Annotated in this window: 12 protein-coding genes; 2 read left to right on the top strand and 10 right to left on the bottom strand. The window is 38.4% G+C overall.

The features are described 5' to 3' along the window. Positions 1-466 precede the first annotated feature (466 nt). The 6 genes from CD001_RS07995 to CD001_RS07970 all read right to left on the bottom strand — a co-directional run bounded on the left by CD001_RS07995 (position 467) and on the right by CD001_RS07970 (position 4,825). Positions 467-757: a hypothetical protein gene (locus CD001_RS07995; RefSeq protein WP_096186993.1), complete on the bottom strand. Its 291-nt coding sequence runs from the start codon at positions 755-757 to the stop codon at positions 467-469. Between the two features lie 236 nt (positions 758-993). Further along, complete coding sequence (locus tag CD001_RS07990; RefSeq protein ID WP_096186992.1) at positions 994-1,635, bottom strand: nitroreductase family protein; 642 nt, start codon at positions 1,633-1,635, stop codon at positions 994-996. Between the two features lie 268 nt (positions 1,636-1,903). After that, on the bottom strand, positions 1,904-2,218 hold the full coding sequence (locus tag CD001_RS26875) for a hypothetical protein (protein ID WP_257009749.1): 315 nt from the start codon (positions 2,216-2,218) through the stop codon (positions 1,904-1,906). A gap of 9 nt (positions 2,219-2,227) precedes the next feature. Continuing rightward, positions 2,228-2,977, bottom strand: coding sequence for an RQC-minor-1 family DNA-binding protein (locus tag CD001_RS07980; protein ID WP_257009748.1), 750 nt, complete (start codon positions 2,975-2,977; stop codon positions 2,228-2,230). A 194-nt stretch (positions 2,978-3,171) separates the two neighbouring features. Next, on the bottom strand, positions 3,172-3,816 hold the full coding sequence (locus tag CD001_RS07975; protein WP_096186991.1) for a YpjP family protein: 645 nt from the start codon (positions 3,814-3,816) through the stop codon (positions 3,172-3,174). Between the two features lie 382 nt (positions 3,817-4,198). Then, on the bottom strand, positions 4,199-4,825 hold the full coding sequence (locus CD001_RS07970; RefSeq protein ID WP_096186990.1) for a hypothetical protein: 627 nt from the start codon (positions 4,823-4,825) through the stop codon (positions 4,199-4,201). A gap of 372 nt (positions 4,826-5,197) precedes the next feature. Between CD001_RS07970 and CD001_RS07965 the strand changes: the two genes are divergently transcribed. Then, positions 5,198-6,103, top strand: coding sequence for a helix-turn-helix domain-containing protein (locus CD001_RS07965; RefSeq protein ID WP_096186989.1), 906 nt, complete (start codon positions 5,198-5,200; stop codon positions 6,101-6,103). Between the two features lie 109 nt (positions 6,104-6,212). Here CD001_RS07965 and CD001_RS07960 read toward each other — a convergent pair whose 3' ends face one another. From CD001_RS07960 to CD001_RS07950, 3 genes are all read right to left on the bottom strand, one after another. Further along, the gene (locus CD001_RS07960; RefSeq protein ID WP_096186988.1) at positions 6,213-6,824 is read right to left on the bottom strand and encodes a DUF421 domain-containing protein; all 612 of its coding nucleotides are present in this window, start codon (positions 6,822-6,824) and stop codon (positions 6,213-6,215) included. 55 nt (positions 6,825-6,879) lie between these two features. Then, on the bottom strand, positions 6,880-7,920 hold the full coding sequence (locus CD001_RS07955; protein WP_096186987.1) for an aromatic acid exporter family protein: 1,041 nt from the start codon (positions 7,918-7,920) through the stop codon (positions 6,880-6,882). A gap of 1,049 nt (positions 7,921-8,969) precedes the next feature. Then, complete coding sequence (locus CD001_RS07950) at positions 8,970-10,865, bottom strand: Xaa-Pro dipeptidyl-peptidase (protein ID WP_257009747.1); 1,896 nt, start codon at positions 10,863-10,865, stop codon at positions 8,970-8,972. Positions 10,866-11,326: 461 nt separating this feature from the next. Here CD001_RS07950 and CD001_RS07945 point away from each other — a divergent pair, with 461 nt between their 5' ends. Continuing rightward, positions 11,327-12,073, top strand: coding sequence for a GntR family transcriptional regulator (locus CD001_RS07945; protein ID WP_096186986.1), 747 nt, complete (start codon positions 11,327-11,329; stop codon positions 12,071-12,073). Here the strand turns inward: CD001_RS07945 and chbG are convergent. After that, entirely contained in the window at positions 12,070-12,792 is a 723-nt protein-coding gene (gene chbG, locus CD001_RS07940; protein ID WP_096186985.1) for a chitin disaccharide deacetylase, read from the bottom strand. The genes CD001_RS07945 and chbG overlap by 4 nt on opposite strands. Between the last annotated feature and the right edge of the window lie 87 nt (positions 12,793-12,879).

The raw sequence follows: 12,879 nt of genomic DNA, 5'->3' as shown, positions 1-12,879 counted from the left end.
CCCAGATCAAGTTAGAACATTCTAATAATTCGATGCACTTACCTTTTCTCACATAAGACTATCATATCATGATCAGCGATGTCATTCGTACATTTTTGTACACGTTTTTTTAGAAAAATATGATAATATTACCAATTGAACCTGAAAGAAAGAACTTGAAAGTACGTGTTCATATAGGAGGACAAAAAGACCGTAGTAGATCAAAGCGACGAAGTTTTGAGTCGCGGAGCGTATCGTGTTCATACGTGAGTAACGGAAAAACGAGTCAACGCAGAGATACGAAAGCTATTTTTCCCAGAGTTTTTGAACATCCTCTTAAAATCACTTAACTCAAATAAACCTACCAAGAAAATGAAAGACCTATTACAGGTCTTTGAAAATTACTAGTATTAGCTGAACCGTGGTCAGTTGCGGAACAAAGAAAGTCGACGTTTACTTTTACGCCGACTTAAGTGGAAAAAATCGATTACAATCCTCTTCTCATTTGATGATGGGGAAAATGGTGATGGTCTCTTGGTGTTTTTGGCTCTAGTAATGTTCTCTCATATTTCGCCTTTCCGTTTCCTGCATCCCGCTTCATATCAACTGTGACTACATATTGTCCTTGTTCGAAGAAACGGGCGTATAAATGGGCGTCATCTGCGTCTTGACCAATGATCGTGATGTCTTCCTCTTTGTATCCTCGACTTTTTATTTCATCGAAAATGGCTTTCTTCTGCTGCATTGTGTCCATAACGGCAACAACCTTGCGCACCATCTTTGACACCTCCATGAGGATTCGGTCAAAGCTCCTTTACCCTTTAAAAGAAAATATTAAACAAAGTTGTGCTATGCTTGGACAAAAACGAGTTAAAAAGCCCACTTCTCCGTTATGTAAGATCCATCTCTTAATTCAAAAAACACTCGCTTACCGCGGCTATAACTAATCGGGGAAAACGTGCCAATGTCCTAAAAACCCCTTTTTCCGATATACAGAAAAAGGGGTTCGTTCTATTAAAAAGTATTTTTTACAATCACTTCATGAACAGGCTTTCGGGCAGACTTATGCGCTGGCTTCGCTGCTTTTCCAACCGTTAATAGCATAACTGGTACATAACGGTCAGGAACGTTAAACTCTTTCATGAATGCCTGACGATCGAATCCGCCCATTGGGCATGTATCATACCCTTTCGCTTTCGCAGCTAACATAAGATTCATCGCTGCAAGTGAAGGGTTCAGAACTGCCTCATCTCGTGGGAATGGCGTATCTCCTTCGTATGCTTTATTGATTTGACCGACAAGCGTTTCCTTCACTTGTTCGGTCATAAAGCCGTTATCAACAGCTTCTTGATAAACATCCTCTGCGTTTAAGTTCGCTTCAAGGTCACCTAACACGGCAATTGTTACAGAGGAGTCAACAATTTGCTGTTGGTTGTAAGTAATCGGCAATAACGCCTCTTTTTTTGACTGGTCGTCAATGACGAGAAACTTCCAATGCTGCAAATTCCATGATGAAGGTGCAAGTGTTGCCGCTTCAAGAATCTCATGTAACTCTTTTTCAGTAATCTCTACACCAGTTTCGTACTTACGAACTGAGTGTCGTTCATTTATCGTCTGAAATAACCCTAAATCTTGAGAATAAGAGGTCATGCTCATAGTTGGAACTCTCCTTTTCCTAAGTTGTATAACTAGTATTTGTCACCATGTCGAATTATAACAAGACAGAGAACACGAACTCAAAAATTTTGCTTCGTTGTAGTTTATTGAACCATTCCTCCTGATAAAATGTATAAATCAAAAACGGTGCCAGGCACCTGGTGCGATTTTCCAGGTGCCTGGCACATAGAAAAAAATGTAAAATGTATTCTGGTCTTTAAGTGCTATGGCTGAAAATAACTTAGACCATAACCAACCGAAAAGGAAGTCAGAACGGAAGATCATCATCCTCGACTTTAAACTGAGGGATATTCTTCTCTTTTTGATGATTCTGTTTATCACGGTTAGACCGCTTAGGTGGTTTCGGCATGTTAACCTCTAACACTTGGCCAAATTTATCTTCATATAAATTCTTCACCCATACCTTTACAGGCGCTTTCCACTTCTGAGAAGGATTTGGAATATTTTTAATCAAACTTTTCGGTGTCATTCCAAGTTCTTTTGCCATTTGTATATCTGCTTGGTTGAGCCTGCATTTCTTTTTTGCATCAGCCCAAAAATATTTCCCTTTCTTTTTAATCAAAATAACTCCTTAAAAATTTATTTCATAACTATATTTACGATTCTTTCTGCATCGGTCACATCTTTTCGGATGTTGAAATCCTTTCTGTTTAAAAAACTTCTGTTCATTAATTGAAAACGTAAAACGTTCTCCACACTCATAACATTTTAACTGCAAGTCTTGAGGAGGCCTCCCAACTAATGCTTTATTCAACTGTTCTTCCCTTTTTTGAATTTCCTCTTCTTCAACTGGCGGGTTCTCTTCAATCACATCGATTGCTTCTTGAAGAGCCTCCCTTACTTTTCTGTAATCTAGTTTTTGCCATGATTTTAAATACGGGATATACTTTCGATTCCTTGTTTCTTTTACTTTTTCTATGAGTAACAGGATCATTCCACGATTCCGATCTTTTAAATAAGACATATCCGGAATATCTATTCCTATTGCAATCCACTCATCCCACTCTTTTAGGAACTCATTTACTCTCGCATCTTTTTGTATTTTCCATCCACGCTCTGTAAAAACGATAAATGGAAGTTTGCCATCGTATTCAACATCTAGAAAGTCATTGTCAATCATCCAATCAATTTTTTCTAATATCTCATTGATTGTGTTCGAACGAAAGTAACCATAAGCCGGACACACTTCCAACCCATATTGCAAAACTTTCTTATCTCTTGATCCTTTTAATACTTTTGCTAGCAAGGTTCGTCCACCAGTAGCAATAATTTCATCTGCAGCTCTTAATATCGCTTTTTTATCCCTCACGCTAAGATCCAATTTTTCTCCCTCCCAACTAAGTGAAAATAGTAAAATCTCTACATTATAATCCATGCTACCCCAGGTTCTTCCAGGTGCCAGGTACATGGGAATTAATGGGATTTGATAGGGATTTGATAGAGTTTCAATCGATTTTGAATTCGAAGACAAGAAAAAAAACAGCAACGTTAGCCATTGCTGTCTCTCCCACTTCATTATGACATCCACTTCGGTGGTGTATTTTTATCCCAATATATATCAGCAAGGTTGTAATGCTCTTCAAAATCATCATCGCTTAAATGGTAATGAAAGTTAAACCAATAACCATCTCGCGGACGTTTATCACGGCGAACATGAAACATCGCTACATCTTCTTCTGCTTGAAGGTCATACAAGTGAAAAATCTTCTCACCATAAGCAGATTCCGTGTCTTCTGTAATTGATAAATAGTTCAATCTCTCTTTATCAGCATCATCTAAAATCATTTTTAGGACTTCTTCCATATTTGGCAAGACAGCAGACTCGATATCATCTTCAATTTTATTTACAATTTTCGGACCTAATTTTGCGAGTGTAAAATCTTTCGCCTGTTCTGCCATCTCTTCAATAACATATGTACTCGAATCTATCTCAATATCAATAAGCTCTTCATCAAAAGATGATCCAAGATCATCATCTACTTCAGCATCAGTTTCAATTTCAGCTTCAGGTACAGCAGATAACATGTTTTCGTCACGATCATTTTCTGAAACAAGCTTATCATTATCAGCATTCGCATCTAAATAAGTCGGAGGAATATACATGCCGACAGTCATTAGTGTAATAAGGACAACAGATACTTTTCTTAACCAAAGCTTCATAGAATTATCCCCTTTAATGTTGATAATGCTTACTCTTATATTCTAGCACATCTACAGGGAAAGTCTATAAGACTATAAGACGATGTTCAAAAAGTCTGAAAAATAGCTTTCATATATCTGCATTAAGTCGTTTCTTCGTTAACAAGTTTAAGATCATGATATTTTAAAAAACTTCACCCTCTTTATTGTTGTGTAATCCCGCCCACTTAAACCTCTTTATGTAGAATAATCACAACCTTACCTCTATATTGCTCCTCTCACTTGCTATATATCGTAAAAGCCTCCAAGATGGGCTGCCCCACAATTGCACCATCTGCTTTGTACAAAAATTTGTACCATTTCTAGATAGCAAGGCATTTATGAGGCAGCACCATTCTATACGTTAAAAGTTTGCTGCTTTACCGATACACCAGCCCCAATTTGCTCCAGTGATCGCAGCTGTTGCATATATACAAGGGGCGCATAACAAACCACCTGAACTTGCACAAGCTGCACCACAAAACATGCTTAAAGTACCTAACACAGCCCAGCTCATTCCAAGGTCGTTCACGGCACAATCTCGAAAAACTGGCCAGCTAAAAATTGTCTGTGCTCCTTGCTCTTCCAACATCTGCTGTTCGTACAAATCATCATTCTCCATGGACGAAAAAGGTTCTGTCACACTAAACGACGAATCCTTCTCCAAACGAACCATTGATATTTGACTTAATCCACACTCAGATGAACGAAGACTTTCTTCTTGCGAATAAACGAGATAAAGGTTTTCATCAACACGTTTTAATACAACACCATTGAAGTCTAAGCTGTCTGTTTCTAGGTGTAAGATTGAATTGACGTTTTCTTCGCTATTTTCATTCAATTCAATATCATACACTTCGACTTCATAAAAACTTTGTGCAGAGTGACTTTCCTGTACTTCAGTGGCGTTCGCAGTCTCCCCATAAGGCCCGATAGTTGCTGTTAACATAAAATGCCCAGCTAACACTAATTTCAGATAACGGTCGTACATTTTAATCGACCCCCTAAATGTTGAGAATATCGATATAAAACGCCTTTCGTTTCAAAAAGAAACCGGGACCGTCACACCACTGAATCATCCCCCTTTTAATTAACCATGTTTAAAAGGAATGTCTTCATTTGGTTGATAGTCAGCCGCTACAACTGGAACAGAGAACATTGAGAGAATAATTAAAGAAAATAATAGTTTTTTCATCATATATCCTCCTTTCTTCTGTTATAATCATTATTTTCACACAAATGACAAATTTGTGTATTTGGGACTAGGATTGAACAGACAATAATAGGAATATATTTCCTTACTCCATCTTCTTTTTTTGTATAAAATTATGAATATAGGAATAATTCAAGAGGGAGGTAAATAATGGGGAATCAGCTTGGGAAGAAGATAAAAGACTTGAGAGAATTTTACGGAATATCTCAATCTGAACTTTGTAAAGGCATATGTCACCAAAGTTATATTAGCAAACTTGAGAAAAACGAAATTCATCCGTCAGCCTATGTCTTGTTCCATCTGGCAATCCGTTTAGGAGTTAGTATGAATTATTTCTTTGATCATTTGACGAACACGACGAAAGTCAATTACGTCCAAGATGTTATGAATGAAATCTCTAAAAATATGGATCTTACAAATTACTCAGAGGTTCTTGACATTATTACACTTGAAAAGAATAATCCAGCATTCCGAACAAATGATTTAAGACAGTACATTTTATGGAGAGAAGGGATCTGTGTCTTTCATCTTCATCACGACAAAGAAAAAGCACTATCGTTATTAAATGAATCGTTATCTTTAGCCTCTACAACGAGTCGCAACCGCTCTGAGAGAGAACTAGATATTCTCTCAAGTATCGCTATTATTCACAGTATCGATGGTGATCATAAAATTGCCGAATCGATCTACGAAGATTTGCTCGAGCAATGCTCAAGACTCCCCTCATTCAACGACGAAAGAATCTTATTAAGAATTCTCTTTAACGCAAGTAAAAATAAATACTCCCAACAAAAATTTAAAGAATCTAAGTGCCTTGCAAATAAAGGAATCTCTTCTTGTTTAAACATAAACTCATTGTACATGTTAGGTGAACTCTACTACCAAAGAGGGAAGAGTCAATGGCTGCTTGATAGACAAAGAACTGACGTTGTTCTAGATGATATGAAAAAAGCAAAATTTATTTTTCAGATTAAGAAAAATGAGAAATTTGTCTCCTATGTAGAAGACGAGATCAAAAAAATCAATCGTTCAAAATCAAAGAGCACTGTGAAATAGTGCTCTTTAATAAATTATCATGAAACGGAGTGCTCGTCGAATAAAATCACAAAATCTTGTTCTTTTTTGAAACATCCACATTCACTATCCTATGCACACATTTAACAATTTACTCCATGTTTTTTGGCACATTTGAAGAATTTTTTCCTTCGTTCACTTCGTTAAATATATTGTTCGGATCTTCAGGCTTAACCATCGGCATTCCCGCAGGAGGATCCGGAATCTTTGTTTGAATAAGTTCTACTACTTTCTGAAGGTCTTCCTTTGTTGCATATTGCAAATGAGGCTTTAATATGTAGCCAATCTCGCCGTTTGGTTCAATCGTCGCCCACTGTACATCTTCAAGCTTTTGAATGTTTTTTTGCCTTAACCTCATTTCTAATTTATCAACTGGCAAACGGATTCTCTTTAAATTTTCAACATTGAGCTCACCATTTTCTATGACGACGATCGCATGTCCGCTAAAAAACCTCTCCATACCGTCTGACTTCATTTGTACAAGCTCAATAACATACAGTGTAACTACTAACATACCTGCTATGAGAAATGTCACCCATATGCTTCGTTCACTTACAGGCTGGATGAGTAATGTTCCAATCGAAATCATAATCACGGTTTGAGCAACCGTCATTTGTGAAATTGATTTTCTCCCTGCCAATCGCAATATGATTGATCCTATGATGACAATTAGGACTGCTTTCCAAACCCATTGAAGATCCATGTCATACCCTCCTTTAAACCCACCTTCACCTTTAGGTTGCACGGTTGGTAAAAGACTATTCGGTATGATCGCTTCCTTCATTCTTTTGGTATAACCGTTCCAGTTCTTCTAACGAATCATGAATCGATAATAACTGAAAATAAACAATCCTTTTCGTCGTAAAATGGTGGAAGTACTCGTCTGACTTTTTCATATGATTACTTTCATATTTCAATGTTTGATCTAAGTCATGGATAAGTGCATAATGATGATCCGAAATCGTATACCGTGGTTGTTTAAGAATGTTCGTAATTGACTTTGTCACTTTTAAAACGAGATCCTTTTCTCGTTCATTAAAATAACCTGGTTCATTCACATATTGTAAGTTCCCTAAATGAAGGACGAGCTTTTGTACAATTGTATTGACACGCTTTAATTTTTTAAAAGAACGATATTCACTAAGCTTTACTCTACGATATTTCCATTCTTTTTCTTGAAACATGATAAGCTCGCTTATTTTTTCTATTGAACGCCTCAGCTTTATATAGTTCGATTGAGCACTAGGCGCTGTAGCATGTTTTAACTCGACGATCCGATCCATTGTCTGTTGGAGAACGTTACGTGTTAACTCAATGTTCGGATTTAATTTCTCCTCGATTAACGGGTTGTATTTTGGGTGGAGCATCGTAAAATTAACGATAGAAGATACAATTAAACCAGTTGCTGTCGTCCCTAGCCGTGAAATGAAGGAGAGTAAATAATGACCGTTTATATCCGGTATCATCGCTACAGCAGTTAATGTAGCTACTAAGATGCCGGCATGAAGCTTTAGTCTTTGACAGACGAAGATCGTAAATATAGCCGCTAACGTATACGCTATTGCGCTCTCTCCAAAAAATGCGACAAACATGACTGCAAAAGCTGCACCTATCGCTGAAGCTGGAAGTCGGATCAGCCCCCTCTTTAAGGAATCGGAAGCTGTCGGTTCGACCGTAACAATCGCTGCAATAATCGCAAATTCTGCTGGCAGCCCTAAATATAAACATATGATTGCTGTTATAAAAACGGAAATTGCTGTTTTAATAATTCTTCTGCCTACGAGTTTGTTTCGTTTCATTTCTGTCACACCTGTTTTTAGTTTTCTATTCGATAAATCTTGAGCGCAGTACTGCTTTCACGGATACGTATCCTCTCAACCTCGACCTCTGTTTTCGAGGACATGAGATCCGCTATTCGCCTTGAATCGTACCATTTTCATGTGTAAGCGGACACTCGTTCCTTTATTCTTAGAAATAACACCTCTGCACACCTGGTTTCTTGTCATTAACGAACTCAGTGTCCTCCAACATTCAAAAACTAGAGCTTTTTGCTAATTTAACGAACCGTATGGCCACTCATTCTCTACCTCTGCTTTCGAGGACATGAGATCCGCTATTCGTCTTGAATCGCGCCATTTTCATGTGTAAGCGGACACTCGTTCCTTTATTCTTAGAAATTGCCCCTCAACACACCTGGTTTCTTGTCATTAACGAACTCAGTGTCCTCCAACATTCAAAAACTAGAGCTTTTTGCTAATTTAACGAACCGTATGGCCTCTCAATCTCTTAAAAGCGATGCACCTATGTAATTAAAAGGGGTAAATTCAATTAAATGTATCTATTTTCAAAAAATAAAAAGCTCAATATTGTAGATCTGAGACCTTACTTGTTCCCAAATACTCTACCTGATGAGTGAAATTTATTCAGCTCAACTTTTGAATTATGGAAATGATAAACTGTCGATCGATGTATTAATGGAAACTTTTGCGGATGCGCAATTGGAAGAGTTACAGTCCATGAAGACATATATGTGTAAAACATAGATACAGTTTAAGAAAGCAGTATGCTCAAAAAGAAAAAAAGCGTTAAGGGGACGTCAAAATGAACCAATCCCGAAGAAAAAGGAAACCATTTTCCCTGTTAACGTTGGAATGTACAAGCCACAAAAGAAAAGATAGAACATAACCATAAGATGAATAACTGACGTAATTTACATATGTAAAGGAAAAAAACGAGGTCACTTCGAACCCCGTTCGTCTTTTTTTCCTTTACACCATAAACTGAACTGTAATAATACATAATATTAAATCTTATACTGTTATTCATTACTACTGGGTCAGGCACCAATCTAAAAGTCTATTACTTCTTTTCCGCCTACTATTGGCAGTTCGATGCGACTTTGCCCTAGGTAGACTTCAATATCTACTTCATCTTGGTTCGGAACTGTGTAGTTTCTGCTGCTCCCAGCGATGACAATTCCGATGCGATGACCTGGTTTAAAGACATAGTCGTGAGTGAGAGCGTCCCACTGGAAACGATAATTTTGTTCGGCTCTTAGTGGGTCGCTTTCCCAAAGGGTTTTATGATTCTGAGCATCCATCCACCCTCGTGTCACAATTTCGTAGTCTTGCTCATGTGTCAGGATTTCATGCTGCATATAGCAAGCGCTGTCTCTGTCTGTACTTTCTCCCCAGCAATCCTCGGTATCTAGCATTCTTAAACCGCCAGATCCTCTCTGATGATCCACACGTTCATCTGTTCCGAAGTCAACAACGAGAGCTGTTAAATTGGTTGCTTCACCGTCTACTTTAGCACGAATATCAAGCTGTGGAGTGCCACTGAAGCGAACTTCTTCCTCAAGCTCAGGAGAAAGGAACATTAAACGATTGTCATTCTTTTCGAACGGATTAGAGACCATTTGATTTTCAGTTTGCCACGGATTGTTTGTAAAGGACTTCGTTCCGTTTCCTTGAACAGGACCATTTGTCAAAATTCCAGGGCGATCTCCATCCTCAGGTCCTAAACGGAATTTGATAGTGTTTGAGTTTTCATCAGGCCAAGTAGAATGCGTTTCCCACTCATTTGCTGCGCGTTCGATGTCAGCCATAGGCTCATCCATAATGCCATTGTCGATATCTAGCAGCCAATGATCAAACCAGCGATGGATCGAATCTACCCATTCATCACGACGGAAGTCAAACGGTTCGGTATGTCCTGTTTGAGTGAGCCATATTTTTCGAGGGACATCGTTTTCTTCAAGCTGTTCCCACCATTGCCCGAAGTGACTCGTTTTCACATTGAGATCGTTTAAGCCATGGATCATGAATACACTCGCAGAAACATTTTCTACGTCATTAAGGTAGTTACGCTCGTCCCAAAAATCATTAAAATTTCCACTCGCGTCATCCATTACTTCTACCATTTGATCACGTACTGGTTGACATTCTTCACGGCGTTCAGAAGCAACGACAGTATTGGCCAGACTGTTGGGGCCGTTGTTCCGCAATGTCACACCATTGGAGCGGTAATAATCATACCAACTGCTAATAGCAACAACAGGGACGATGGTTTCAAGCCCTTCTACACCAGTAGCAGCCACTGCGTTAGCCAAAGTACCATCGTAGGATTTTCCGTACATTCCAACTTTTCCAGTGCTCCAGTCTGCTAAAACTTCATCACCGTCAGCAGTCACCGCATCTGCTCGTCCATTGAGCCAGTCAATAACAGTCTTAATACTCTCTGTTTCCTCATATCCACCAGTAGTTGGACAGCCGTCGGATAAATTGGTTCCGACCATATCTACTTGTACAACAGCGTACCCGCGTGGAACAAAGTAATTGTCATAGTATAGAGGGAACTTGACCGGTATACCGTTTTCATATTCCTTCAATTGCGATTCATTTCCACGACCGAGACTTTCGTAGTAAGGACTGGCAATCATAATGACAGGAACATCCAATCCTTCTTCCGTCTCTGCAGGTCGAATAATGTCTGCTGCAATTCGGTCATTGTTTCCATCTCCATTTGTATCCAAATTGGTTTCTACGTAGACCGTTTCTCTTACCGCATCTTCATACGACGAAAAAGGTTGTGTAACCCCATCCTCGATAAGATGAGAAATACTTTGTTCTGCATCAGCAACATGACTTTCCTGAGCTAACGTCTCTGCTGGCAATATTAACGGAAACACAATACATAAAGCTAGAGCGACAATCATAATTTTAGAAAAACGGCGCTCAATCATCTAAATACCACACCTCTCCCCATTTTTTTCGTAAAACGAAACATTAATCACACATAATGTTATAATTTTCCGAATTTTACATCAATAAGTCTAAACCACCATTTTACATATGAGGAGTATCGTGTGTCGCCGTAAATAGGGAAAAGAACCTGTACTAAAGAAGGGCTACCTGACCCAATAGCGATGCACCTATGTAACTAAAAGGGATGAATTCAATTAAATATATATCTATTTACAAATTGCGGTAAAACGCATACGAGGTTAGCCGTCGTTTCAGAAGGAATCTCCTATCCAGATAAGGTTGTCCCTTCCAGCTCGAGATCCTTCTTTTTTCATGTAATAACGGAGAAGTTTGGACCGTCAATATGAAATTTGTTATAACAATTTAGTACAATTCGTATTTTCAATATGATAAAATGTAATAATGTATGTTAGATCCTTTGCTTGAGAGGTGTTTCACCATGACAAAAAAAGAAATCGATAAATCCCTTCATACGATTGTGAAAGAATCACTGATTGATGATATACAGAATGGGACATATCCTGTACAATCACAACTTCCTACTGAAGCTGACTTATGCCGACGTTTCGATGTGAGCAGGACAACGATTCGTAATGCTTTACAGCAATTGGTGAATGAAGGTTACATTGAACGTACACAAGGAAAAGGTACCTTTGTTTCAAACCAGCGCGTAAAGCAAACACTGTCTTCCACAGAAGGAAGCTATACAGAACAGCTTCGTTTACAAGGAAAAAAACCGACTATTAAAGTATTGGATTTGTCCGTCGTTCCATCAGACGCATTCCTTTCCCACGTCCTTAATATTGATGAACAAGAACCTGTTCACCGCTTAGAGCGAATTCGTTATGCCGATGATGCTCCGCTTCAATATGAAATCGCATATTTACCTTGGCGTTTGACGACTTCCTTAAAAAAAGATGAATGTGAGGATTCTTTATATAAAATGCTCCGTCATTCTATGGACTTGCCTATTGCAAAGACTGAAGAACACTTACACATTATTCACGCAAAGGAAGACGTTGCTGCCCAATTAGAAGTCCCACTTCATTTCCCGTGTTTGCAGATCGAAACGCATGCATTCCTTGAAAATGGAACAAAAATCGAATATTCGATTGCATATTTCCACGGAGATAAAGCAAGTTTCACTATTGAGCGTCATTATAACCATGAAAAGCTCAAGGATTAACTTCCTTGAGCTTTCAGCTCTCTTACTTCACTAGACATTAAAATGTTTAGCTCCTCTTCCCTCTTTTCAACATACGTAGACTGTCTACGCAACTCTTCATCTACATATCCAGGATGACTCATTACTTCAACAACTTTATTTGTCCCTTTGTACTTTTCAAGTAATTGTCGAAAGTAGTCTACACCTACCCCATCACCATAAAAACCTGCATCAAAAACGTCTGAATACAATTTCAATGAAGTGACAGTATCGTCAAAACTATTCCGAACAGGGAGTTCATACTTGTTGGCAAGTCGATTAATGACAGGAAGAAGCGGCGACCAAGAATGAATATGGTGATGACCGTCTAAATGGCTAGGCTTCATGCCTTCTTTCAAAAACCGGTTAATTTGTGCTTCCCATTCTGCTTCTACTTCTAGCAAATCGAGTGTATTCGCGTTAGGATCTTCTGTTTCATAACGACTTGACCTTAAAAATTGTCCTTTATCATCCGTTAACGTTGGTACATCTTTTAATAACGGACTCCCACCAGTTAAGACGAGGTGAATCCCGACATTCAATTCTGGATATTCTTTACAACGCTTAAGAGCGTCCTCTGTTCCCGGCATATTCATCATCATCGTTGTTGAATCAATTGCCCCATTCCGCAATCCAACGAAAATACCTTCATTTACCCCTTTACTTAGTCCAAAATCATCCGCATTTACAATGATCTTCATGCAAATCATCCTCTCTCAATTTGATGATAACAAACAAAATTCATTATAACAAATATAATAAAATCGAAATTTGTAATAACTTTTATA

Origin of the sequence: Evansella halocellulosilytica (genome assembly GCF_002335745.1) — a bacterium.
Taxonomy (GTDB): Bacteria; Bacillota; Bacilli; order Bacillales; family Salisediminibacteriaceae; genus Bacillus_CA; species Bacillus_CA halocellulosilytica.
This window is presented reverse-complemented; position numbering and strand designations above follow the sequence as displayed.